The 23,691-nt window shown below is 72.0% G+C and carries 18 protein-coding genes and 1 pseudogene; 7 read left to right on the top strand and 12 right to left on the bottom strand.

Features of this window, described 5'->3' with window-relative positions:
- Positions 1–64: 64 nt before the first annotated feature.
- The 3 genes from ACZ5VD_RS22710 to ACZ5VD_RS22700 all read right to left on the bottom strand — a co-directional run bounded on the left by ACZ5VD_RS22710 (position 65) and on the right by ACZ5VD_RS22700 (position 4,101).
- The gene (locus ACZ5VD_RS22710; RefSeq protein WP_468547394.1) at positions 65–1,180 is read right to left on the bottom strand and encodes a hypothetical protein; all 1,116 of its coding nucleotides are present in this window, start codon (positions 1,178–1,180) and stop codon (positions 65–67) included.
- A gap of 1 nt (position 1,181) precedes the next feature.
- Positions 1,182–2,804, bottom strand: a complete 1,623-nt coding sequence (locus tag ACZ5VD_RS22705) for a M48 family metalloprotease (RefSeq protein ID WP_468683059.1) — start codon at positions 2,802–2,804, stop codon at positions 1,182–1,184.
- Between the two features lie 178 nt (positions 2,805–2,982).
- On the bottom strand, positions 2,983–4,101 hold the full coding sequence (locus tag ACZ5VD_RS22700; protein WP_468683057.1) for a hypothetical protein: 1,119 nt from the start codon (positions 4,099–4,101) through the stop codon (positions 2,983–2,985).
- Positions 4,102–4,374: 273 nt separating this feature from the next.
- Between ACZ5VD_RS22700 and ACZ5VD_RS22695 the strand changes: the two genes are divergently transcribed.
- Positions 4,375–5,529, top strand: a complete 1,155-nt coding sequence (locus tag ACZ5VD_RS22695; RefSeq protein WP_468547391.1) for a cystathionine gamma-synthase — start codon at positions 4,375–4,377, stop codon at positions 5,527–5,529.
- A 34-nt stretch (positions 5,530–5,563) separates the two neighbouring features.
- Here the strand turns inward: ACZ5VD_RS22695 and ACZ5VD_RS22690 are convergent, their stop codons facing one another.
- The 3 genes from ACZ5VD_RS22690 to ACZ5VD_RS22680 form a co-directional block, all read right to left on the bottom strand.
- On the bottom strand, positions 5,564–5,812 hold the full coding sequence (locus tag ACZ5VD_RS22690; protein ID WP_468547390.1) for a hypothetical protein: 249 nt from the start codon (positions 5,810–5,812) through the stop codon (positions 5,564–5,566).
- A gap of 34 nt (positions 5,813–5,846) precedes the next feature.
- Positions 5,847–6,410 carry a sigma factor-like helix-turn-helix DNA-binding protein gene (locus tag ACZ5VD_RS22685; protein WP_468547389.1) on the bottom strand — a complete coding sequence of 188 codons (564 nt, stop codon included), beginning with the start codon at positions 6,408–6,410 and terminating at the stop codon, positions 5,847–5,849.
- Between the two features lie 182 nt (positions 6,411–6,592).
- Complete coding sequence (locus ACZ5VD_RS22680) at positions 6,593–7,099, bottom strand: MarR family winged helix-turn-helix transcriptional regulator (protein WP_468547825.1); 507 nt, start codon at positions 7,097–7,099, stop codon at positions 6,593–6,595.
- 163 nt (positions 7,100–7,262) lie between these two features.
- Here ACZ5VD_RS22680 and ilvA point away from each other — a divergent pair, with 163 nt between their 5' ends.
- The 3 genes from ilvA to ACZ5VD_RS22665 all read left to right on the top strand — a co-directional run bounded on the left by ilvA (position 7,263) and on the right by ACZ5VD_RS22665 (position 10,526).
- Positions 7,263–8,492, top strand: a complete 1,230-nt coding sequence (ilvA, locus tag ACZ5VD_RS22675; protein ID WP_468547388.1) for a threonine ammonia-lyase — start codon at positions 7,263–7,265, stop codon at positions 8,490–8,492.
- Between the two features lie 220 nt (positions 8,493–8,712).
- Positions 8,713–9,723 carry an ATP-binding cassette domain-containing protein gene (locus ACZ5VD_RS22670; RefSeq protein ID WP_468547387.1) on the top strand — a complete coding sequence of 337 codons (1,011 nt, stop codon included), beginning with the start codon at positions 8,713–8,715 and terminating at the stop codon, positions 9,721–9,723.
- 23 nt (positions 9,724–9,746) lie between these two features.
- The gene (locus ACZ5VD_RS22665) at positions 9,747–10,526 is read left to right on the top strand and encodes an ABC transporter permease (protein WP_468547824.1); all 780 of its coding nucleotides are present in this window, start codon (positions 9,747–9,749) and stop codon (positions 10,524–10,526) included.
- Positions 10,527–10,711: 185 nt separating this feature from the next.
- On the opposite strand, the gene greA is transcribed toward ACZ5VD_RS22665, so the two are convergent.
- Both greA and ACZ5VD_RS22655 read right to left on the bottom strand, forming a co-directional pair.
- A complete protein-coding gene (gene greA, locus ACZ5VD_RS22660; RefSeq protein ID WP_468547386.1) occupies positions 10,712–11,212 on the bottom strand; it encodes a transcription elongation factor GreA in 501 nt (166 codons plus the stop codon).
- 167 nt (positions 11,213–11,379) lie between these two features.
- Entirely contained in the window at positions 11,380–11,778 is a 399-nt protein-coding gene (locus ACZ5VD_RS22655) for a DUF4307 domain-containing protein (RefSeq protein WP_468547385.1), read from the bottom strand.
- Between the two features lie 146 nt (positions 11,779–11,924).
- Between ACZ5VD_RS22655 and mca the strand changes: the two genes are divergently transcribed.
- A complete protein-coding gene (gene mca, locus ACZ5VD_RS22650) occupies positions 11,925–12,785 on the top strand; it encodes a mycothiol conjugate amidase Mca (RefSeq protein WP_468547823.1) in 861 nt (286 codons plus the stop codon).
- Positions 12,778–13,002: pseudogene (locus tag ACZ5VD_RS22645) on the top strand (hypothetical protein); the annotation flags it as partial. The gene mca and the pseudogene ACZ5VD_RS22645, both read left to right, overlap by 8 nt.
- A gap of 133 nt (positions 13,003–13,135) precedes the next feature.
- Here the strand turns inward: ACZ5VD_RS22645 and ACZ5VD_RS22640 are convergent.
- From ACZ5VD_RS22640 to ACZ5VD_RS22625, 4 genes are all read right to left on the bottom strand, one after another.
- Positions 13,136–14,161 carry a hypothetical protein gene (locus ACZ5VD_RS22640; RefSeq protein WP_468683056.1) on the bottom strand — a complete coding sequence of 342 codons (1,026 nt, stop codon included), beginning with the start codon at positions 14,159–14,161 and terminating at the stop codon, positions 13,136–13,138.
- Between the two features lie 79 nt (positions 14,162–14,240).
- Positions 14,241–15,539, bottom strand: a complete 1,299-nt coding sequence (locus tag ACZ5VD_RS22635; protein WP_468683054.1) for a CHAT domain-containing protein — start codon at positions 15,537–15,539, stop codon at positions 14,241–14,243.
- Positions 15,540–15,543: 4 nt separating this feature from the next.
- Entirely contained in the window at positions 15,544–18,006 is a 2,463-nt protein-coding gene (locus ACZ5VD_RS22630) for an ATP-binding protein (protein WP_468683052.1), read from the bottom strand.
- A gap of 96 nt (positions 18,007–18,102) precedes the next feature.
- Positions 18,103–21,303, bottom strand: a complete 3,201-nt coding sequence (locus ACZ5VD_RS22625; protein ID WP_468683088.1) for a tetratricopeptide repeat protein — start codon at positions 21,301–21,303, stop codon at positions 18,103–18,105.
- Positions 21,304–21,482: 179 nt separating this feature from the next.
- Between ACZ5VD_RS22625 and ACZ5VD_RS22620 the strand changes: the two genes are divergently transcribed.
- On the top strand, positions 21,483–23,516 hold the full coding sequence (locus ACZ5VD_RS22620) for a thioredoxin domain-containing protein (RefSeq protein WP_468547380.1): 2,034 nt from the start codon (positions 21,483–21,485) through the stop codon (positions 23,514–23,516).
- Positions 23,517–23,691: the final 175 nt, after the last annotated feature.

Genomic DNA, 23,691 nt, shown 5'->3' with positions numbered 1-23,691 from the left:
TCGACCCTCGTCCGTTGTCAGTCGTCCGTCTGCGTCTGCGGGAGACCCGTCGGCCGGGACGGCGTCAGGCCGCCGTCCCGCCCGCGTTCGCCAGGCTCAGGTCGCGCAGTCGGCAGAACTCGCCCGCCGGGTTCCCGCGATAGCGCCACGGGAGGGCGTCGACGTAGCCGTCCACCAGGCGGAACTGTTCGACGGCCGCCTCGTCACGATCCTGGAGGCACAGGTAGAACGCCAGCAGGTGGCGGACCTCCGGGAGGCGCGGGTGGGACGGGTCGGCGGCGGCCACGTCCGCGAGGGCCGCGTCGACCAGGGCCCGCATCTCGGGGGTGCGGTCGGCGTCCGCCGAGTCCGAGTCGTCGTGCTCGAAGTGCGCGATGAGGGGGAACGCCGTCAGCAGGCTGCCCAGCGGGGCCTTCGCGGCGGCGCCGGCCGCGAACTCGCGGGCCAGCTGCCGCGAGCCGCGCCACTTGGCGCACCAGTACTGGAGGGCCATGTAGTGGGCCTCGTAGTGGTGCGGGGCGCGGTCCGTGAGCTCCTTCCACAGACGGTCCATCTGGGCGTGCGGGTAGCCCAGGCCCAGCGCGGTCGGGATCTCGCCGATGTACGGGGTGGGGTCGCCCTCGACGGCCAGCGCGGCGGCGCGCGCGTGCTCCTCGCGGGACTGTGCCATGACGCGGTGGAAGCCCTCGAACTGCTCGGCGGTGGTGTGCTTGGCCCGCTGCGCGCCCCGGATCCTCCCGGCCAGGGCGACCGTGCTGCGGGCCCGCACCAGTGCGGCGCCGGGGTCGTCGGCGCGGGCCGCCTCCCAGGCCAGCAGCCAGGTGTCGTCCTCGACGGCGAGCGCGGCGAGCGATCCGCTGTGGAACGAGCGGTGCTCCCAGTCCCGGGCCTCGGCGCTCGCGTCGAGCAGGGCCGCGGCCGGCTGCCAGTCCCCGGCCTTCGCGGCGTCGAGTGCCGCGACGAGCGGGGCCGGGACGGGCGCCGCGTACTCCGTGTTCTGCCGCTCGGGCGGCAGCAGGCCGAGGGCGGCGGCCGCCGCGGGCAGCTCGTACGCGGTGGACTCCTCGGTGCCCTCGCGCCAGCCCTCGGAGGCGCCCTGGACGATGGCCTTGAGGAAGTACAGGCCCAGGGCGAGCAGGGGCAGTCCGACGACGGCCAGGACGATCCAGACGACGATCACGTCAGACCTCGGTGTTTCGGTCGTGGCGGGCGAGCAGCGCGCGCAGCGGGGCGGTGTCGGGGGCGTCGGCGACCGCCGGGCCGACCACCGTGTCGAGGTCGGGCTCGGTGCCGTCGGCGGCGGGCGGCAGATGCGGGATCGCCGACCGTTCCCAGGAGAACTCCCAGCGCAGCAGCGCGCGGGCGTTGAGCTCGGCCAGGGCCATGCTCGACAGCGACCGGGCCAGGGTGGGCCGTACGAACTCGCGGAAGACCCGGCCCTCCGCGGCGGACGCCGCGTCCGACAGCGGCAGCCGCTTCGCCAGCTGCCACAGCCGGCCGTCCTCGATCAGGTCGAGCAGCGCGGGCAACGTCGGCTCGCTCCCGGTGTACTCGGCGAACGCCCGGTGCAGGTGCGTGCCGCCGGAGGCGAACGAGTCGGCCATCGAGCGGTCGAGCAGTTCCTGCCAGTCGCCGGTGCGCTCCAGGCCCCGTACCTCGTCGGTGAGGACCGCGTCCTCCAGGGCCGTGAGGGTTCGCTCCGGGGCGGTCAGCAGGGCCAGGGCCGCACCCCGGTCCTCGTCCGCGCGCCCGTCGTCGGGCAGCTCCTCGATCCGGCGGACCCGGTCGGCGATCGGCGGGTGCGAGTCGTACGGCGACGGCGGCTCGGTGGGCAGATCCGCGCGGAGCCCGGTCAGTTCGAGCTGACGGGCGGCCAGCATCCGGCCGAAGCCGCCGAACACCTCACCGCGCGGCGGCATCAGCCCGCTGCCGGTGCCGAGCGTGGCGTAGCAGCGCGTGTAGAAGCCGAACGCGCCGTCCAGCACCGGGATCTCGCGCAGCGCGGACGCGGTGGCGTCCCGGCCCACGAGCCGGGCGGCAGCGGCGTCGGCGGCGTACTCCTGGCGGCGGGAGGCGGCGAGCGTGGCGCGGAAGTACAGCTTGGCGTACCCGATGTAGATCTTCGCCATCGCGCGGTACGTGATGCCCGAGAAGCCGGTGTCGACCTCCTTGGTCTGCTTGCCCTTGGACTCGGCCTTGGCGTTCTTCTTCTCCTGCCGGGCCTGCTCGCGCGCCGCGGTCCGGTCGGCCCGCTGCTCGAAGTGCGTGATGGTGCGCAGGACCTGCGCCCGCCCGCGCACGGTGAGCGCGGACAGGCGGGTGTCGGCGTTCGCGTAGTGGCCCAGCTCATGGGCGAGGACCGCGCGCAGCTGGGCCTCGGACAGCCCCTGCATCAGCGGTACGCCGAGGTGGAGGTGGCGTGGCCCGGGCAGCAGGCCGAGCAGCCGGGCGTCCTCCGCCACGGCGGCGTTGATGTCGGCCGTCAGGACGATGCGGGCCGGGGCGCGGGTGCCGACCTGGTCGGCCAACTCCCGCACCGTGCGCCAGAGTTCCGGCTCGTCGGCCTCCGTGACGGGCAGCCCCGCCGTTTCCTCGTCCGGCGGGGTGCGCAGCATGAACAGGCCGCGCACCAGCGGTATCGCCAGAAGTACGGAGACGATGGTCAGCTTCACCGTGAGGCTGCTGGGAGCGTGCAGGTAGAGCAGGTAGTCGCCGCCGGCGAGCAGGGCCAGCAGCACCACGCCGAGCAGATAGAAGCCGGCGAGCAGCAGAAGGGCGCGCAGCGCGCGCAGAGTGGTGCCCATCGGGCAGAGGTCCCCCCACAGGACGGATCCGAAGATCGGACATCTCGGAACGCATGGAACGGCCGGCCGGTCAGGACCTGCACAAGACGTGCTCATGACCAACACGGGTGTGACGGCGGAGTATGGCCGACCGGGCCGTCGTGAGGCAATCCCTGCCTGGTGGGAGCCCTTGAGGGACTCAGTGCGGCAGCGTCGCCGGGCTCCCGCCGTTCGCCTCGTAGCCCGCGACCGCCAGCGCCCGGTAGACCGCGAACTCCGCGGCCGGGTCGGGCGACAGCGTCCACGGGAGGGCGCCCACGTGGCCGTCGATGTGGACGAGCTGGCTCATCGCCTCCGCCCAGCGCTCGGCGCGGACCAGGAAGAAGACCAGCAGATGGCGGACGTGCGCCAGCATCGGGTCGTCGGCGCGGGCCGAGTGGACGGCGTGCAGCGCGCCATGGATCGCCTTCGTCACGACCTCGCTCCGGTAGAAGCCACTGACCAGGTTCACCTCCGGGAGGTGCTCGAACACCGCGAAGAGGGGCATGGCGGCGAGGAGGGAGCCGTGCGGGGCCCGGGCCGCCGCGGCCTCCGCGAAGCCGTACGCCTGCTCGCGCGAACCGTGCCACTTCTCGCACCAGTAGTGCAGCGCGGCCAGATGCGCCCCCATGTGGTTCGGGGCGCGGTCCAGGATCTTCAGCCAGAGCTGCTCGAACTCCGGCCGGGAGTACGCCAGTCCGCGCGCCACCGAGAGCTCGACGATGTACGGGATCGGGTCGCCGGGGGCCAGCAGCGCCGCGTCACCGCACGCGGACCGCGCCTCCTCCATGATGATCCGGAACTCGTCCGTGCCGGGCGTCGACGTCCGCCAGGCCTGCTGGACCAGGAACTCCGCGTGGACGGCCGCACCGCCCGCGTCCTTGGGGGCCTCGGCCCGCCACACCCGCAGCCACTGCCCGCCCGGCGACTCGCTCACCCCGCTCGGCCGCTGCTGCAACTCCAGCGAGGCGGCGCCGGCGAAGGCCTGGACGCGCTGCCAGCGCGGCTCGCCCTCGCTCTCCGTACCGGCGAGGAGTTGTGCGGCCGCCTTGTGGTCCCGGGTGCGCTGCACCAGGTCCAGGACGTCCACCAGATCCCGGTCGGGGCCGGGCATCCGGACGTCCAGTTCCTCCTGCGCCGCGAAGCCGTAGTTCGCCGGGTCCGCCGCGTCCGGGTGGCCGGGGTGGACCTGCTCGATCATGCCGCGCCTGCGCCGCAGGAACGGAACCAGCACGAAGCCCAGCATGACCAGCGCCATCAGGACCCAGAGAATCTCCATGTGCCAAGGGTTCCAGACGCCGCCGACAATTGCCCAACCCGGTCCGCGAACCTGTGGAAAACCTCGCCGACCCCTCGCCGACCCCTTGTGGAAAACCCCGGCCGTCCGCACCGGCCCGGTCCCGCGGAACCGTCGCCTCCGTCCCACGGAACCGTCGCCTCCGTCCCGCGGAGGCATCGACACCGTGCCGCGGAGCCCTCGCCCCCTTCCCTCCGCGGGCCTCCGACCTCGGTGTCAGGCACCTGCCCCGCGAGCGGACTACGCTCGGTGCTCATGAGCGACAGGCACATCAGTCAGCACTTCGAGACCCTCGCGATCCACGCGGGCAACACCGCGGATCCCCTCACCGGCGCGGTCGTCCCGCCGATCTACCAGGTCTCGACCTACAAGCAGGACGGCGTCGGCGGTCTCCGCGGCGGCTACGAGTACAGCCGCAGCGCCAACCCGACCAGGACGGCCCTGGAGGAGAACCTCGCGGCCCTGGAGGGCGGCTGCCGCGGCCTCGCGTTCGCGTCCGGACTGGCGGCCGAGGACTGCCTGTTGCGTACGCTGCTGAGCCCCGGCGACCACGTGGTCATCCCCAACGACGCCTACGGCGGCACGTTCCGCCTCTTCGCGAAGGTCGTCTCCCGCTGGGGCGTGGAGTGGTCGGTCGCCGACACCTCCGACGCCGCCGCGGTACGGGCCGCCCTCACCCCGAAGACCAAGGCGGTGTGGGTGGAGACCCCCTCCAACCCGCTGCTCGGCATCACCGACATCGCCGCGGTGGCCCAGGTCGCCCGGGACGCGGGCGCGCGCCTGGTCGTCGACAACACCTTCGCCACGCCCTACCTCCAGCAGCCGCTGGCGCTCGGCGCGGACGTCGTGGTGCACTCCCTGACCAAGTACATGGGCGGCCACTCGGACGTCGTGGGCGGCGCGCTGGTCACCGCCGACGCCGAACTCGGCGAGGAACTGGCGTACCACCAGAACGCGATGGGCGCGGTCGCCGGGCCCTTCGACTCGTGGCTGGTGCTGCGCGGCGCCAAGACGCTGTCGGTGCGCATGGACCGGCACAGCGAGAACGCCACCAAGGTCGCCGAGATGCTGACCCGGCACGCGCGCGTGACGAAGGTCCTCTACCCGGGCCTGCCCGACCACCCCGGTCACGAGGTCGCCGCCAAGCAGATGCGGGCCTTCGGCGGCATGGTCTCCTTCCAGGTCGAGGGCGGCGAGGAGGCGGCCGTCGAGGTCTGCAACCGCGCCAAGGTGTTCACGCTCGGCGAGTCCCTCGGAGGCGTCGAGTCCCTCATCGAGCACCCCGGACGCATGACCCACGCCTCCGTGGTCGGCTCGGCCCTGGAGGTGCCCGGCGACCTGGTCCGGCTGTCCGTGGGCATCGAGAACGTGGAGGACCTCCTGGAGGACCTCCAGCAGGCGCTGGGCTAGGACAGGTCCCGGGCGCCGGACCGGCCGGTCAAGATCACCAGTCCGTGATCGGTGGAGTCGTCTGAGACGGCGGCTCCACCCAGGGCTGGACCATCAGCGCCCACACGGCGAAGGCGACCACCGCGGCGGCGAGCAACAGCCACATCAGCCGCCGGGCGGCCCGCCGGCGACGCAGCATGCGACCGCCACGCCGTACGACCTCCGCGTACAGCTCCGGCGGCACGGGCGGCGGGGACTGGTCCATGACCCGCCGTACGGCCGCCTCCCGCTCGGGCCGGTTCACGTCCGCCCCCCGGCGCGGGCCACGTCGGTCCGCCTCATGACGGTGCCATCCTCGCCCCGCCCACCGACGGGGCCGGGCCCCGCGGCGGATGCAGCAGGGTCGCCGTGGCCCGGTCGCAGAGGGTGCGGACACGTTCCACGGGGAGACCGAGAAGGGCCGCCGCCTGCTCCTCGGCCACACCCTCGTACAACCTGAGGACGAGGATCAGACGTTCCTGAGGGGTCAGGGCCGCCAGGGCACCCGCCGGCCGGCGACGGGCCGGGCCGGGTACGCCGAACCGGTGCCCCACCCCGCCGGGGCCGCGGTACCGGAGCCAGGCTCCGCCCAGACCGCCGTACAGGTGCCACGCCCCGCGCGCGAAGCGGGTGGCCAGGTACTGGCGGGCCCGGTCGTAGGGGTCCTCACCGCGCAGCCGGTCCCAGGACGCGTACGTGTGCGCGAGGGCCAGCGTCAACAGGCGCCGCGCGCGCGGGTTGTCGTGCGGCTCCTCCGCCGTGAGGAGCGTGGCGGCATGGAGCAGCCGCCCGGCCGCGCCCGCGACGAACGTCTCGAACTCCCGGGCACGGCGGGCATCCTGGACCGCTTGCCGTTGCCGCACCGCACCTCCCGCCTGAGGGCGATCCTGAGGGACGGGTCCGGCCGCGTACAGGATGCGAACCGGCGTACGACTGGACCCGGTCTCATATGAGGCCAGGCGTGGCCCGTAGGTCAAGGGCCGCGCACGGCCCGGAGGTCGGGCCGGGGTGCCTCCGGGCTGCCCGGGGTGCGTCCGGCAGGTGCTCAGGAAGGCGAGGGGCCGTCCGCCCCCGGAACGTCCTGGGTGGCCATCCGGGTGGAGAGGGCGGTGTTGAAGCGCGTGAGGAGCGTGCAGAAGGCCTTGCGCTCCTCCGGCGCCCAGTCCTGGGTCAGCTCGGCCATCAACTGACGCCGGGAAGAACGCACTTCCTCCAGGCGCGACAGCCCGCGCGGTGACAGCTGGAGCACCACCGCCCGCCCGTCCTCGGGGTGCGAGGTCCGCTTGACCAGCCCGGTGTCGACGAGCGGCGCCACCTGACGGGTCACCGTCGACGAGTCGATTCCCATGCTCGCCGCGAGCGCCTTGACGCCCATCGGGCCTTCCTTGTCCAGCCGGTTGAGCAGCAGGTACGCGGCGCGGTCCATGGAGTTGCGCACCTGTCCGACTCCACCGAGCCGGGTCTGTTCGGCACGGCGGGCGAACACCGCCACCTCGTGCTGCAGCGTGTCGAGGAGACCGCTGTCACCGACGGTCGTCATGTCCATCGACATTTCAGGTGTTGTGGGCATGGCCGGGGGCTCACTTCGTGAAGGGGCTGCTGGATTGGGGGACAGGGTACGCGGCCCGGGGGCGGGCCGTACCGGGGCTGCGCAAACCGGTCTCGGAGGTTGGTCACAGCGGCGGCCCGCGCGTGTGAACTGCGAGACTTGAGTCATGAACTACCGCGAGGCCCCCTCCGTGCCGACGGTGACGCTCGACGACGTGCGCGGTGCCCAGAAGATGCTCTCGGGCGTGGCGCGGGTGACCGCGATGGAGGGCAGCCGGCACCTGACCCAGCTGGTCGGGGCGCCGGTCCACTTCAAGTGCGAGAACCTCCAGCGGACCGGGTCGTTCAAGCTGCGCGGCGCGTACGTCCGGATCGCCGGACTGCGGCCCGAGGAACGGGCCGCCGGTGTCGTCGCCGCGAGCGCGGGCAACCACGCCCAGGGCGTCGCGCTGGCCTCGACCCTGCTCGGCGTGCGGTCCACGGTGTTCATGCCGCAGGGCGCCCCATTGCCGAAGATCAGCGCCACCAAGGAGTACGGCGCCGAGGTGCGCCTGCACGGGCAGGTGGTCGACGAGACGCTGGCCGCCGCGCAGGAGTACGCGGAGGCGACCGGCGCGGTGTTCATCCACCCGTTCGACCACCCCGACATCATCGCAGGTCAGGGCACAGTCGGCCTGGAGATCCTGGAGCAGTGCCCCGAGGTGCGCACGATCGTCGTGGGCATCGGCGGGGGCGGCCTCGCGGCCGGTATCGCCGTCGCGGTGAAGGCGCTGCGGCCGGATGTGCGGATCGTCGGTGTGCAGGCGGCCGGCGCCGCCGCGTACCCGCCCTCGCTGGCGGCCGGGTGCCCGGTGGCGATCGAGAACCCGGCGACGATGGCCGACGGCATCAAGGTCGGGCGGCCCGGCGACGTGCCGTTCGGGATCATCGGCGAGCTGGTGGACGAGGTGCGCACGGTGACGGAGGACGAGCTGTCCACCGCGCTGCTGCTCTGCCTGGAGCGGGCCAAGCTGGTCGCCGAGCCGGCCGGGGCGAGCCCGGTCGCCGCGCTGCTGAGCGACCCGGGTTCCTTCGAGGGGCCGGTCGTCGCGGTGGTGTCCGGCGGCAACGTCGACCCGCTGCTGATGCAGCGCATCCTCACCCACGGCATGGCCGCGCAGGGCCGCTACCTGGCGGTACGGCTGCGGCTGACGGACCGGCCCGGCGCTCTCGCGACACTTCTCGGGGTGTTGTCAGTGGTGGACGCTAACGTCCTCGACGTGGGCCACGTCCGGACCGATCCACGGCTCGGGCTCACGGAGGCGGAGGTCGAACTGCACCTGGAGACGAAGGGGCCGATGCACTGCGCCGAGGTCGGCCGAGCCCTGCGCGAAGCGGGATACACGGTCATCGACTGAGGCGTCGGCCGAGCGTCGACCGAGGCATCCGCCGAGCTCGGGGGCCCTTTCCGTCTCACGGTGTCACTCGTTCGGGAAAGTCCATTGAGAGACGCGATACATCGCGTTATGGTGTGTCCGTTGCCGTTCCGCTCCGCTCTTTTCCCGTGTCATCCCTCAGGCGGAACAGAAGCTGCAAATCTAGGCTTTCCGAAGAATCCCCGAAGACGTGGAGACTCATATGCCAGGCGCCATCTATGCCGAAGGCCTGGTCAAGACCTTCGGCGACGTAAAGGCTCTGGACGGCGTCGACCTCGATGTCCCCGAGGGCACCGTGCTGGGCCTGCTCGGGCCGAACGGCGCGGGCAAGACGACCACCGTCCGCTGTCTGACGACCCTGCTGCGCCCCGACAGCGGCCGGGCGGTCGTCGCCGGCCTTGACGTGCTGACGCAGCCCAACGAGGTGCGGCGCTCGATCGGCCTGTCCGGCCAGTTCGCCGCCGTCGACGAATACCTGACCGGCCGCGAGAACATCCAGATGGTCGGCCAGCTGTACCAGATGAAGGCCCAGGCGGCGAAGGCCCGGGCCGAGGAACTGCTGGAGCAGTTCCACCTCACGGACGCGGCGGACCGCCCGGCCAAGACCTACTCCGGCGGTATGCGCCGCCGCCTCGACCTGGCCGCGGCCCTGGTCGTCTCCCCGCCCGTGATGTTCATGGACGAACCGACGACCGGCCTCGACCCGCGCAACCGTCAACAGTTGTGGGAGGTCATCAAGCAGCTGGTCTCCGGCGGCACCACCCTGCTGCTGACCACCCAGTACCTCGAAGAGGCCGACCACCTCGCCCACGACATCGCCGTGGTCGACCACGGCAAGGTCATCGCCCGCGGCACCTCCGACCAGCTCAAGGCCCGCACCGGCGGCGAGCGCGTCGAGGTCGTGGTGCACGAGCGCGGGCACATCGCGACCGCCCGTGAGGTGCTGGCCGGCTTCGGCAAGGGCGAGACCACCGTCGAGGAGCACACCCGCAAGCTCACCGTGCCCGTCACCGGCGGCGCGAAGCTCCTCGCCGAGGTCATCCGGGAACTCGACACCCGGGGCATCGAGATCGACGACATCGCCCTGCGCCGCCCCACCCTGGACGACGTCTTCCTCTCCCTGACGGGCCATGTGGCCGAGGTCAAGGACGAGGGCAACGGCACGGCCGAGGCCGACAAGGACCGCCGACACAAGAAGGAGTCCGCCAAGTGAGCGCCGTGAGCGATTCCCTGGTCATGGCCCGCCGGAACCTGATCCGGATGACCAGAATTCCCGAAATGATCCTTTTCGGGCTGATTCAGCCCATTATGTTCGTGGTGCTGTTCACCTACGTGTTCGGCGGCTCCATGCAGATCGGCAACAGCACCGATCTGGACGTCTACAAGAACTTCCTGATGGCGGGCATCTTCGCGCAGACCGTCACGTTCGCCACGGCCAGCTCCGGGGCCGGTATCGCCGACGACATGCACAAGGGGCTCATCGACCGGTTCCGCTCCCTGCCCATGGCGCGTGGCGCGGTGCTGACCGGACGGACCGTCGCGGATCTCGCGCAGACGGCTCTGACGCTCCTCGTCCTCGCGATCGTCGCGTTGATCGTGGGCTGGCGCCCCGGCTCCGTGGACCCGACCAACTTCGGGAAGATCCTGGGCGGCTTCGGCCTGCTGCTTCTGCTGGGATATGCCTTCACGTGGATCGGCGCGCTGATCGGTCTGTCCGTGCGCACCCCGGAGGCGGCCACATCCGGCGGACTGATCTGGCTCTTCCCGGTGACGTTCATCTCGAACGCTTTCGTGGACTCCAGCAAGATGACGCCCTGGCTGCGCCACATCGCCGAATGGAACCCGTTCAGCGCGACCGTGCAGGCCGCACGCCAGCTCTTCGGCGACCCCGGCCTTTCCCCGTCCGACGCCTGGCCCATGCAGCATCCGGTGTGGGCGTCGGTGATCTACTCGGTCCTGATCATCGCCGTCTTCCGTACGCTCGCGGTCCGCAAGTACCGCCGGGCGACCGGTTGACCGGTCCGCCTCGCGGATCCCGATCAACAGCGGTGGACGAGTCGTGGTTCGTTCGCTTCAGCGTCTCTGACCCGGAAGGACGAGCCCCTCCCGCGAGAGGGGCGGGCATGACGAGGACGGCATGACAGAGCCCCCGGCATCGGCGGGACGTCGGGGGCTCGCCAAGGGCGTGCGGGGCGTGTGGGTCAGCCGCTGTAGGGCTCGGCCTTGAGGATCTTCACCGAGGCCTTCTTGCCGTTCGGCAGCTCGTACTGCGCGTTCTCGCCGACCTTGTGGCCGATCACACCGGAGCCCAGCGGGGACTGCGGGGAGTACGTCTCGATGTCGGCGCTCGCGTACTCGCGCGAGGCCAGCAGGAAGGTCGTCGTGTCGTCCTCGTCGCCGTCGAAGGCGATCGTCACGACCATGCCGGGCGCCACCGCACCGTCGGTGGAGGCCGGGGCCTCGCCGACCTTGGCCTTCTCCAGGAGCTGGGTCAGCTGGCGGATGCGGAGCTCCTGCTTGCCCTGCTCCTCCTTGGCCGCGTGGTACCCGCCGTTCTCGCGCAGGTCGCCCTCCTCGCGAGCGGCCGCGATCTTCACGGTGATCTCGGCGCGCGCGGGACCAGACAGGTACTCCAGCTCGTCCTTGAGCTTGGTGTACGCCTCCTGCGTGAGCCAGGTGACGTCTTCGCTGGTCTGGGTCACAGGTGCTCCTCGTAGGTACTGGGATACAAAGCATCGCCCTACCCAGAAGGATGTTCCCTCGTGGAAGGGCGAAACCACGAGCCTAACAATTCAGCGGCGGAAGGGGGAGGACATAAGCCTCGGAATACCGTCAACGCAGGTCATCGCCTACGCATTGCGGAGGACCCTCAGTCGGCGTGACAGCCGAGCAGTTCGGCCGTGGTGCCCGGGGAGGTGGTGCGCAGCGTGACGACCTTGTCGATGCGGGTGGCGTCCCCGTCGAAGCGGAAGTCGGCCCGGCCCACCTCGGCGCCGTTCTCCGCCTGGGAGCGCAGGGTGCAGTAGCCGCGGGCACCGGAGTCCTTGCGGACCTCCAGATGTACCTGCACCGCGTCCGGCCCCTGCTCGAAGGTGATCACCTCGGCGCTGATCTTGTTCTGGCCGACGTAGTGGTACGCGAAATAGCCGACGAGGGCGAGCAGCAGAGCGGCGAGGACGGCACCGACGATCTTGAGCTTGTGGTCGGCACGCTCGTCCGAGGAGCGGCCGTAACGGCTCTCGGGCGGTCGCGTGCTCGCCGTACTCATGATCGTCCTCTCGATGAGCGGCTTCCGAAGCGTGGCCCCGGAATTATTGACCCTTCGATTCGGTCACTATAGAAGCCGCCGATCGCACCCGTTCACACCGGGCGCCGACTTACGAGGATTGAGTCTTGACTGACCAGCTGCGACTGATGGCCGTGCACGCCCACCCCGACGACGAGTCGAGCAAGGGCGCGGCGACCATGGCGAAGTACGTGTCCGAGGGGGTGGACGTGCTCGTCGTGACCTGCACGGGCGGGGAGCGTGGCTCCATCCTCAACCCCAAGCTGCAGGGCGACAAGTACATCGAGGAGCACATCCACGAGGTACGCAAGAAGGAGATGGACGAGGCCCGCGAGATCCTCGGCGTGGGCCAGGAGTGGCTCGGCTTCGTCGACTCGGGCCTGCCCGAGGGCGACCCGCTGCCGCCGCTGCCCGAGGGCTGCTTCGCCCTGGAGGACGTCGACAAGGCGGCAGGCGAGCTGGTGCGGAAGATCCGCTCGTTCCGTCCGCAGGTCATCACGACGTACGACGAGAACGGCGGCTACCCGCACCCCGACCACATCATGACCCACAAGATCTCGATGGTGGCGTTCGAGGGTGCGGCGGACACCGAGAAGTACCCGGAGGGCGAGTTCGGACCGGCGTACCAGCCGCGGAAGCTCTACTACAACCAGGGCTTCAACCGTCAGCGCACGGAGGCGCTGCACCACGCGTTGCTGGAGCGCGGCATGGAGTCGCCGTACGGGGACTGGCTCAAGCGCTGGGACGAGTTCGAGCAGACCGAGCGCACCCTGACCACGCACGTCCCGTGCGCCGATTTCTACGAGATCCGCGACAAGGCCCTGATCGCGCACGCCACGCAGATCGACCCCGAGGGCGGCTGGTTCCGCGTTCCGCTGGACCTCCAGAAGGAGGTCTGGCCGACGGAGGAGTACGAGCTCGCGAAGTCCCTCGTCGATACCTCCCTCCCCGAGGCCGACCTCTTTGCGGGCATCCGCGACAATGCCTGACATGAGCGCAAGCGCAAGCCTGGCAATGACGCACCTGACGACCCTCGCCAAGGAGGTCGACGAGGACAAGGTCACCCCCGGCGTCCTCGGTTTCATCGTCTTCGCGGCGATGGCCCTGGCGGTGTGGGTCCTGATGAAGTCGATGACCAAGCACATGGGCAAGGTCGACTTCAAGGAGTCGCCGGACGCGGCGGCGAGGACGAAGCCGGCGGCGGGGACGGTGGCGGAGAACGGCGCCGCGGACACCGCCGCCGAGTCCGAGGCCGAATCCGCGTCCCAGACCGGGGCCAAGGCCACGACCGACTCCCCGGCCAAGCAGGGCTGACGGGTCCGCCCACCGCTCCGCGGCCCTACCGGCAGTGGTCGGCCAGGGACAGCAGCAGATGGGCGGACTCCGGCCGCAGATGGTCCGAGTGGGCACCCGCCGGGCCACGCCCGCGGACGTAGACGTCGCTCGCGTCGACACTGACGAACCGGTGGTCGAGCACGGCCAGGGGGTACGGCTCACCGGGCGGCGGCATCCGGATCGCGGAGACCGGGGCGGGCGCGGTGCCGATACCGGCGTACCCGATGCCCGCCCGTTTCTCCGCCCGCAGATGCCAGAACCCGGTGGCCCGGTCGTGCTGCGAGTACGTCGCCACGACCGGTCCGCGCAGCGGGGCCCCGCCGAGTGCGGGGAAGGTCGTCGCGAAGGCGTCGCGAGGCGCGGCCATCTGGAACAGCAGCATCGAATCGACGGTGAAGGGCCGGCCCGGCGGCACCGGAGTGCTCCAGCCCAGGGTGAGCGGCTCCTCCACCGTCGCCCACTGCACGGCCTCGCACAGGAACCGGCAGCCGAAGGAGTGCCCGACCAGGTGCAGATACTGCCCTTCGCGGTTGGCGAGGACGGGCGGGGCGGCCGGATCGGCACGGTGGGTGTCCAAGTAGCCGAGGAGGCGGCCGATGACCCGGCCGGCGTGACCTTCCGCGCTCATCGCGTGTGCACGGTCCCGGATACGGCGGTAGCCGCCGAGGGTGGGGTGCGAACGGGACGGCCAGCGGATGAGGACGGTCCACGGACGCCAGGGCTTGAGCCGGGGATACCGGATCTCGTCGTACTGGGCGGCCGTCAGGGCCAACAGCCGCTGTACGGCGGTGAGCGCGGACTCCGGTGAGGTCTGCCAGCCGTGGACGTAGACGAGCAGGTCCGTCGCCCAGGACGGTGGGGCGAGTTCCTCGGCGAAGTGGGCGTCGAGACGGTGGGCGGGGACGGGACGGGGCCCGGCGGGGGTGGGTTCGAGGAGCCGTCCGTCCGGGTCGAGGTCGACGACACGGAGATCGGGCCGGGGTGCATCGACCTGATGTGCAGTGATTCGATCGGCTCCGTCATGTTTCATTGCGGCCAGTCCGCATTGCCCATATTGATAACATTCATGGTGCCCCATTCCCTTGCGTCCCGGTCCAGGTGGTCCCGGCTCATGAGGTCGCCTCCGCCGGTTCGGCCCGTTCCAGTCGGGCGTCCATCCCGCAGTGCAGGGCGTAGGCGAAGCCCAGGGGGTTGTGGAGTTCGTCGGCGAAGTGCCGGGCGACGGCGTGGGCGATGGACCCGGCGGTCTCCCCGCCGCCGAGATAGCGGGTGAGGAACTCCAGGGCGTACTCGGCGGCGAAGACCTGCGGCATCTCGATCTGCGGGCCCAGGATGCCGCGGGCGCCGGTCTCGATCAGGGCACGGCCCAGGTAGGCGAGATCGGCGTCGCCGGGCAGGCCCGCGTAACAGGCGTTGAGCAGGACGAACGGCTGGAACGGCGCGCAGGTGTGACGCGGTGGACGGTGGGCCTGCACGGTGTAGGCGTCGATCGGGCGCTGGTCGGTCAACTGCACCACGAGGTAAGGCGGTTCGGGTTCGGCTGCCTGGAACCGGCCGTGGCACCAGAAGTACATCAGCTGCTCGTCCAGGGCGCGGTCCGCGAGGGCCCGCTCCAGCTGGGGGCGGGTCGTGCGCTCGGTCAGGGTGCCGCCGCGGGCCAAAGCCTCGGCCACCTCGGCGGCCCGGGTCCGGCCGCGCCGGTCGATGCCGGCGTCGTGGTTGAGGCTCACGGCCGGCCGGGCGGGCGCCGGCCGCTCGTGCTCCTCCTCGATCCCGGCGTAGTAGCCGCCGGTGTGCTCGATGAGATGCCGGTGCCCGAGGAAGCGGCGGAACATCCCGGCGAGCCCGGGCTCGTCCGTCGCGTCGGGCGGCAGACACAGCATCGGCCACGGCACGAAGAAGTCGGAGTCGAAGCGGACCCGCAACGGCTGCTCCGCGCGCAGCGCCCTGATCAGGAACTCACGGAACCGCTTGACGTCGTCACGGTCGCCGCCGAGCAGGATGTCGAAGAGCAACTGGGTGCCGTACGTCGCGAGGTGCGCCACCGCTCCCGCGAGTTCGTCCTGCGGTCCTCCCGAGAGGTCGCTGAGCGTGGCGAACGGGAACGCCGGGCGGCCGGGTGCCGGCTGCCCCGACGCGTCGAGCGGCTGCACGTCGACGAACTCGTCCTTCCACACCCGGCGCAGGTGGGCCGTCGCCGCGCGCACCCGCCTCGGGCCCGCCTCCAGGAAGGTCTTGTGCTCCGAGCGGAGGGTGGTCAGCGCCGGGCCGTGCATCCGGGCCAGGATGCGGTCCTCGCCGTACACGTCGAAGCCCACGACCAGGTCGGGCGGCGGGATGGCGGCCGGCAGCCGGGTGAAGCCGAGGCTCGGGTCCTGGACGATCCGCACGGGGAGTTCACGGGCCACGGTGTCAGGCCCTCCGGGCGGGTTCGGGGTGGGGGGCGGCGAGCGGGGCGGTGCCGGCGCTGCCGATGACGTCGATGTCGGTCTCCACCTGCTGGAGGACCGTGCAGGACACCGCGTCCTCGACGGTGAAGCGGACGCGGTGGCGGCCCGTGGTGTGCGGGGTGAAGAGGAAGAGGACGGCGCCGTCGACCCGGAGGGCATGGGGCGGGTCGATGTCGGCACGGGTGAGGGGCGTGGCGCGGACGGTCAGCCGGGGCAGGGGCGTGTCCGCGGACTCCGCCGCCGGGTCGACGCTCAGCGCGATACGGGCGGTCGCGTCGGGGGCGGGGGAGTCGTCGAGCAGGGTGAGGCGGATGCGGGCGGCGGGGGTGGGGGTGTCGTCGAGCGGATCGGAGGGGTCGGGGATCAGGTGGCGGACGGCGTGGGGGATCCGGAGTCGCGGGTCACGCCAGTCGACGCCGTCGAGGACCCGGCTCGGATAGCACCGGGCGAGCGTCCGGATCGCCCGCGCGCCCGCGACGGAGTCGGGGCCGTACCGCGCCGCCGTCACCCACATCTCGCCCGCGGTGTCGCCGATCGCCTCGAACTGTTTCCCCGCCCTGACGAGCAGCTCGTTGTCGGGAGGCGGGGCGAATGCGGACTGCATCGGAATGTGCAGCCAGGTCCAGGCCACGCCGATACGGCAGTCGGCGGCCATGAAAGCCGCCAGGGCGCTGACGAGCCGGGTCCCGGAGCCGTCCACCGACACGTCGTGGTGGACGGCCCAGGCGTTTCCCAAGTGATCCGGCAGGCCCTGGAAGAGGCGCTGTGCCCGTTGCAGGGTCCGCGCGGCCTCCCCATGCCCCGCGTCCGCGTATCCCACGCCCAACAGCAGTGTTGCCCACGCCTCCCCCCGTACGTCCCCGTGCGCCCGGTGCGCCGAGGGCGCCGCCTCCAACTCCCGCAGGACGTCCGGCTCGGGACCGTTCTGCAGCAGCGCGACCCGGCACAGCTCGGTGTCCGCCCAGGCCGTTCCCACGACGTCGCCGACGTCCTGGAAGGTGTGCCAGGCGGCGTCGAGGCGTTTGCGGGCCTCCTCCAGGTCGCCGCGCGTCAGCCGCAGCCGCCCGTAGTGGAAGACGGCCCAGGCCTCGCCGCGCCGGTCGCCGTGCACCTGGTGGGTCTCGATCGCGAGCCGCAGCAGGCGCCCGGCGTCGTGCGGCGTTCCGCGGTCGATGTGGATCGCTGCCCGGGTGTGCAGGGCCCAGCCGTCCGGGACGCCGACGGGGAGGGCGTCGAGGGAGGCCTCGGCCTGGGGCAGTAGGCCCATGTGGTGCCGGGTGACGGCGAGTTCACGGACGGCTTCCGGGGTGTCGAGCGCCGCCAACGCCTCGGCGGCCTCCTTCGGACGCCCGGTCTGCCGCGCCGCCGCCGCCAGCGGGACGGTCAGCGACGTCCGGTCGCCCCGCGCCCGCACCGTCCCGGTCCTCAGCATCAGCAGGGGGGCCACGGCGCCTTCGACGGCGAGCTGTCGGGCCAGCCACCGGGTGAAGCCGTCCGCGTCCGGGGCGTCGGCGTGCAGCAGGCGCAGGGCGAGGTCCACGCAGGGTACGGCCGCGTCCCCCAGCACACCCGGCTCGGCGGGCAGGGTCCGGGCCAGCCCGGTATCCAACTCCCGGGACAGATCCTTGATTTCGGCCGGATCCCGGTCGCGGGTGAGCGCCTCGCGCACGGAGGGCAGCACCTCGTACCAGCCGGTGCGCGGTTGCCGGAGCAGTCCGTCCCCGTGGAGCCGCTCGATCGAGGCGCGCCGCTCGGCGGTCGTGAGCGCTTCGGCGGGCAGTGCCGTGTTCGGCGAGAACTCCGTGCCCTCCCACGCCACGAGGGCGTCGAGCAGGGCCGAGTCACCGGGTGGGAGCAGCGCGCGTCTCGCGGTGAGCCACACGTCCTGGGAGGCCTGCGAGGGCGGGGTCACCCGGTGGGTCAGGAGCTGGGGCAAGTCGGCGGCCGGCGCCTGGTCGGCCTGGTACGTGGCGATCGCCAGGCTGTCCGTGTCCTCGATCAACTCCTGGATCACGTACAGCAGTTCCACACCGACGGAGCCCGGGGGCAGGTCGCCGAGCACGAGCATCAGCGGACCGGCGGCCAGCCGGTCCCGGCAGACGTCGATGAGCAGGTCGGTGAGCAGCACGTCGGTGTGTTCCGTGGACCCGCCCAGGAGAGCCCCGTCCAGATGGTCCCGCCTCGGGGCCTCCACCGCCATGATCAGCCGCAGCAGCAGGCTCTCCGGGTCCGCGGGCCGGCGTCCGACGGCGACCCGGCGCACAGGCATCCGGCGTGCGGCCCCGAGCCGGGACGCCAACCGCTCGGCCAGGGTCGCCTTCCCGGCCCCCGGCGGCCCGTACAGGACGACGACCTGCCCGGTGTCCCCGAGGGCGCGTTGCAGCGCGCGCAGCTCGGCCTCGCCCGCCGACTCCGACCCGCTCACACCGCCCCCTCCCCGTTACCGGCCCTCGCCGTTCCCGGACCTCCCCGTCCCCGACTCCTTCCGTCCCCGACTCTTTTCGTCCCCACCCCTACCCATTCACGCCCCCGCCCCCACCACCACCCCCATGACCTCCCTCGCATGCCTCCCCGGCACCATCCCCAACCGCCAGACCTGCCAGCCCGCTTCGAGGTTCACGCCCCGTTCCAGCAGCAGGACGTACGCCTCCACGAAGTCGTCGAGTTTCTGGTCGCGGGCGGGGTGGGTGGCGCGGCCCAGCTGGGACAGTTCCTCCTGGGCGACGGCCGTACCGATCTCGACGCCTCCCGGGGCGGCGTACGGCAGCAGGGTGCAGCGCAGGAAGCGGGCCCAGTCCTCGCCGCGGCGGTCGCCGTAGGACGTGAAGAGACCGATCGCCTCGTCGCAGAGGGTGAGGGCCTGCGGGGTGCGGGCGTTGCCCGCGTCGACCACGGCCAGCTCCAGGCACGTCCAGGCCTCGCCGTGGGCGACACCGATGCGCTGGAAGTCGGCGCGGGCGTCGACCAGGAGCTGGCGGGCGAAGCCGGAGTTGCGCAACGAGCCGGTCTGCGCGGCCCGTTGGTCGCGGGTGACGCGCGCCGAGTGGTGGCGGGCGCAGGCCAGGCCGTAGACGTCGCGCATACGGGAGAACATCGTGCGGGAGCGTTCCAGTTCGCGGACCGCGAGGGTCAGGTTGCCGGTCTCCTCCAGGGCCTGGCCGAGGTAGTACACCGTCCAGGCCTCACCGCGCGCGTCCTCGTTGTCGCGGTGCCGGGAGGCCGCCTGGCGCAGGCCGTCGACGGCCGCCGACGCGTCGCCGACGATCATGCGGGCCCGGGCCAGCTGGGTGAGCGCCCAGGCCTCGCCGCGGGCGTCGCGGGTGCGGCCGTAGAGGTCGAGGGCGGTGCGCAGTTCCTGTTCGGCGCGCGGTACGTCGCCCATGCGCAGGCCGAGTTGGCCGAGCTGGAAGTGGGCCCAGGCCTCGCCGTGGACCGATTCGCCGGCCCGGTGCAGGAGCAGGGACTGGGTCAACAGGTCCATCGCCTCGGACAGTTGGGCGCGGTCCCGCTGTACCGCGGCCAGGGCGTGCATCGTCCACGCGCGGTCGGTGGCCAGCTCGGGCGCCGCCTGGAGGTCGAGGGCCTCCCGCAGTTTGGACGCGGCCTCCGTCAGATTGCCCTGGTGGTGGAGCGTGATGCCGAGGGAGCACAGGGCGCGGGCCGCGCCCGCGTCGTGGTGGGCCTCCATGTAGAGATCGACCACGGAGGTGAGCGTGGTGCGCGCCTTGTCCAGTTCGCCGAGCTGGCGGGCGGCGATGCCGGTGCGCCACTGCACCGAGCGGACCAGCAGGCCCTGGTCGACGGCCTGGGCCAACTCGCTGATCTCACCGAGGCGGTAGAGGTCGCCGCGCAGCAGGCAGTAGTCGCACAGGGCGCCCAGCAGGTTGAGGACGGCCCCCTGGTTCACGCCCTCCGCGTGCCGGAGCGCCGCCGTGATGAAGCTGGACTCGTCGTCGAGCCAGCGCAGCGCCTCGTCGAGGGAGTGGAAGCCGTGCGGGCTGAAGCGGTCCGAGCGGGTCGACATGTTGCCGTCGACCAGACGCAGCACCGAGTCCGCGAGGTCGGCGTAGTTCACGATCAGCCGTTCCTGCGCGGCCGTACGCTCCGCCGGTTCCTCCTCGTCGAGGAGGCGGGCGTGGGCGAAGGCGCGGACCACGTCGTGCATGCGGTAACGGCTGCCGCGGACATGGTCGATGAGGCCCGCCCGGGCGAGGGCGACGAGGTGGCGGGTGGCCTCCGTCTCGTCGGTGGCCAGCAGGGCGGCCGCCGCGGCGGCGCCGAGGGAGGCGCGGCCGGCCAGGGCGAGCCGGCGCAGCAGTCGGCGGGCGGTGTCGCTCTGGTCGGTGTAGCGCAGCCACAGCACTCTCTCGGCGGGTTCGACGGGGCCGTACGCGCCGAGGTCGGAGGCGAGTTGGCGGGGGGAGCGGGGGCCGAGCGAGGAGCCCGCGATGAGCAGGGCGAGCGGCAGACCGCCGCACAACTCGGCGATGAGATCGGTGGATTCGGCGTCGTAGGGGCCGGTGCTGTCCTGGGCGGCGGCGCCGAGGAGTTCCTCCGCGCCGGCCGTGTCCAGGGTCTCGACGGGCAGTTCGTACACCTGGGCGGCGAGGCCGGCGGGCAGGCCGAGAGGGCCGCGGGAGGTGACCAGGACCAGGCTGTCGGAGCGCTCCGGGATCAGGATGCGGACCTGCTCGGGGTCCGAGGCGTCGTCCAGGACGATGGTGACGGGCAGGCCGGTCAGATGCTGGTGGTACAGCTCGCTCAGCCGCTTGACCTGCTGGTCCGCCGACGACCGCTCCCGGAAGAGCAGTTGCTCGCGCGGGGCGCCGAGACGGTTCAGCAGGTGCAGCAGCGCGTCCCGGGTGGACAGCGGGGCCTCCTCCGGGCTGTCGCCCCGCAGGTCCACCACACACGCGCCCCGGAAGTAGTCCTTCAGTTCGTGGGCCGCGCGCACCGCGAGGGTCGTACGGCCGCTGCCCGCCGGCCCGTGCAGCACGACGACCGTCGGCCGGGTCTCGGTGCTCGCGCGGGACGCCTGCACCCACTGCCGGATCCGTGCCATCTCCTGCCGCCTGCCCGCGAACGGGCCCACCGGTTCCGGCAGTTGCCCGAACGACTGCTCCAGCACGTTCCGGCCGCGGGCCGCCGCGCTCTTGTCCGTGCCCTTCAGCCGCGGGCCCGTCCGCTTGGGGCCGGTGGAGGCGTTCCGGACGCGCTGCTGGTCGAGGTAGGGGCGGATACCGCGGACTTCCAGGGCCGTCAGCCACTGCAGACGCAACTGTTCGGGGCCGCCGGGCTGGCCGATCGCGCCCGCCCGGTGGTGCGCGGCGGGCAGATGCGAACCGGCGACCTTCACGACCGTCGCCGCGGCGCCCACCACCCCCACGGTCACCCCGGCGCCCAGTGCGGTGCCCGCGCCGGTGCCCAGCGCCAGGTCGGCCACGATGGCCGCGACCGCCGCGACGCCCGCCACCAGTAGGGGAGTGCCGGATCCGTCCCGCGCGTAGCGCTGCCCGAACGTGAGCTGTCCGGCCTGCGACTCCTCCAGGGCGCGGGTGTAGGCCGCGTACTCCTCGGCGGAGGTCTGGGCCATCGTGTCCAGGGCCGCGCGGGCCCGCGACAGCAGCACACCGCCGTCGGTACGGCCGCCCGAACGCCGCACCTCTTCCTCCACGGCCCGCACCAGCAACCGCTCGGCCTCCGCGCGATGACTGTCCCGCATGGTCACGTCGTCCCCCTCCGGCGCCAACGGCTTTCTCTCGGTGGTTCCTTGGTCGAGCTCGGTGGTTCCTTGGTCAAGTGTGCTGCCGACGGGGCGTCGGTGCGAGGGGGCGACTCGACGTCGCCGTCCGCCAGGCGCCTGGCGGACGGCCCGCCGGGTACTGCGGCAGGATGGACACCATGGCGAACCGACTGGCCCATGAGACCTCCCCCTACCTCCTCCAGCACGCCGACAACCCCGTCGACTGGTGGCCCTGGTCGGCCGAGGCCTTCGAGGAGGCCCGGAAACGGAACGTGCCGGTCCTGCTGAGCGTCGGTTACAGCAGCTGCCACTGGTGCCATGTCATGGCCCACGAGTCCTTCGAGGACCAGGAGACCGCCGACTACCTGAACGCTCACTTCCTCAGCGTGAAGGTCGACCGCGAGGAACGCCCCGACGTCGACGCCGTCTACATGGAGGCCGTCCAAGCCGCCACCGGGCAGGGGGGCTGGCCCATGACCGTGTTTCTGACGCCGGACGCCGAGCCCTTCTACTTCGGCACCTACTTCCCGCCCGCCCCCCGCCAGGGCATGCCCGGCTTCCGGCAGGTCCTGGAAGGGGTGAGCAGTGCCTGGACGGACCGGCGGGACGAGGTCACCGAGGTCGCCGGGAAGATCCGGCAGGACCTCGCCGGCCGGGAGATCTCCTACGGCGACAGCGAGGCGCCCGGTGAGGAGCAGCTGGCCACGGCCCTGCTCGGGCTCACCCGGGAGTACGACCCGCAGCGTGGCGGGTTCGGCGGGGCACCGAAGTTCCCGCCGTCCATGGTGGTCGAGTTCCTGCTGCGCCACCATGCGCGGACGGGTGCCGAGGGTGCCTTGCAGATGGCCCGGGACACCTGCGAGCGGATGGCCCGTGGCGGCATCTGGGATCAGCTCGGCGGCGGCTTCGCCCGCTACTCCGTGGACCGCGACTGGGTCGTGCCGCACTTCGAGAAGATGCTGTACGACAACGCCCTGCTGTGCCGGGTCTACGCCCATCTGTGGCGCTCCACGGGTTCGGACCTGGCTCGCCGGGTCGCCCTGGAGACCGCCGACTTCATGGTCCGCGAGCTGCGCACGAACGAGGGCGGGTTCGCCTCCGCACTCGACGCCGACAGTGACGACGGCACCGGCAGGCATGTCGAGGGCGCCTACTACGCCTGGACGCCCGAGCAGCTCCGCGATGCCCTCGGCGACGAGGACGCCGAGCTCGCCGCCCGGTACTTCGGTGTCACCGAGGAGGGGACCTTCGAGCACGGCTCGTCCGTCCTCCAGCTTCCGCAGCAGGACGTGGTCTTCGACGCCGACCGGATCGCCTCGATCCGCGAGCGGCTGCTGCGGCGGCGGAGCGAACGCCCCGCGCCGGGCCGTGACGACAAGGTCGTCGCCGCCTGGAACGGGCTCGCCATCGCCGCGCTGGCCGAGACCGGCGCCTACTTCGACCGTCCCGACCTGGTCGAGGCCGCGCTCGGCGCCGCCGACCTGCTGGTCCGACTCCATCTGGACGACCACGCCCGGCTCTCCCGCACCAGCAGGGACGGACGGGTCGGTGCGAACGCCGGGGTGCTGGAGGACTACGCCGATGTGGCGGAGGGCTTCCTCGCGCTGGCCTCCGTGACGGGGGAGGGGGTGTGGCTGGAGTTCGCCGGTTTCCTTCTCGACCACGTCCTCGTGGGCTTCACCGACCCGGAGTCGGGCGCCCTGTACGACACCGCCGTCGACGCGGAGCAGTTGATCCGTCGTCCGCAGGACCCGACCGACAACGCCACCCCCTCCGGCTGGACCGCCGCCGCGGGTGCCCTGCTGAGTTACGCGGCCCAGACCGGCTCCGCACCCCATCGCACCGCCGCCGAGAAGGCGCTCGGTGTGGTCAAGGCGCTCGGTCCGCGCGTCCCGCGTTTCGTCGGCTGGGGGCTCGCGGTCGCAGAGGCGCTGCTGGACGGTCCGCGCGAGGTGGCGATCGTGGGGCCGGGCCCGGACGACGAGGGCACGAGGGCCCTGCATCGCACGGCACTCCTGGGCACCGCGCCCGGCGCGGTGGTCGCGGTGGGCGCCCCGGGCGGCGACGAGTTCCCGTTGCTCGCCGGCCGTTCCCTCGTCGGCGGTGAACCAACCGCGTATGTCTGCCGTAATTTCACATGTGATGCTCCGACGACCGATTCGGAGCGTTTGCGTACGGCCCTGACCGACTGAGAGGCAAACGGAGGGGTTCGTTCACTCTGCCCAAATGGGGCAGGTGTTCGGATACTTCCCGCCAGGCCCCTCACCGTTCCGAAACACACTATTTATCTGAACAGCTCCCGCGCTTCACAGTTCCCCCCTAATCTCTGCACAGTGGCGCGACGGGAGGGGCCGTCGCGGCAGGGGG

Source organism: Streptomyces sp. NPDC032822 (assembly GCF_055578825.1).
Note: the sequence above shows the minus strand (reverse complement) of the source record. Positions and strands in the feature narration are given on the sequence as shown.

Coding starts and splice junctions, on each gene's coding strand:
- ACZ5VD_RS22680 (WP_468547825.1), bottom strand. CDS start 7,099: ATGTCGATGGACATGACGACCGTCGGTGACAGCGGTCTCCTCGACACG.
- ACZ5VD_RS22625 (WP_468683088.1), bottom strand. CDS start 21,303: ATGCGGGACAGTCATCGCGCGGAGGCCGAGCGGTTGCTGGTGCGGGCC.
- ACZ5VD_RS22665 (WP_468547824.1), top strand. CDS start 9,747: ATGGCCCGCCGGAACCTGATCCGGATGACCAGAATTCCCGAAATGATC.
- ACZ5VD_RS22655 (WP_468547385.1), bottom strand. CDS start 11,778: ATGAGTACGGCGAGCACGCGACCGCCCGAGAGCCGTTACGGCCGCTCC.
- mca (WP_468547823.1), top strand. CDS start 11,925: ATGGCCGTGCACGCCCACCCCGACGACGAGTCGAGCAAGGGCGCGGCG.
- ACZ5VD_RS22695 (WP_468547391.1), top strand. CDS start 4,375: ATGAGCGACAGGCACATCAGTCAGCACTTCGAGACCCTCGCGATCCAC.
- ACZ5VD_RS22700 (WP_468683057.1), bottom strand. CDS start 4,101: ATGGAGATTCTCTGGGTCCTGATGGCGCTGGTCATGCTGGGCTTCGTG.
- ACZ5VD_RS22620 (WP_468547380.1), top strand. CDS start 21,483: ATGGCGAACCGACTGGCCCATGAGACCTCCCCCTACCTCCTCCAGCAC.
- ilvA (WP_468547388.1), top strand. CDS start 7,263: ATGAACTACCGCGAGGCCCCCTCCGTGCCGACGGTGACGCTCGACGAC.
- ACZ5VD_RS22640 (WP_468683056.1), bottom strand. CDS start 14,161: ATGAAACATGACGGAGCCGATCGAATCACTGCACATCAGGTCGATGCA.
- ACZ5VD_RS22705 (WP_468683059.1), bottom strand. CDS start 2,804: ATGGGCACCACTCTGCGCGCGCTGCGCGCCCTTCTGCTGCTCGCCGGC.
- ACZ5VD_RS22670 (WP_468547387.1), top strand. CDS start 8,713: ATGCCAGGCGCCATCTATGCCGAAGGCCTGGTCAAGACCTTCGGCGAC.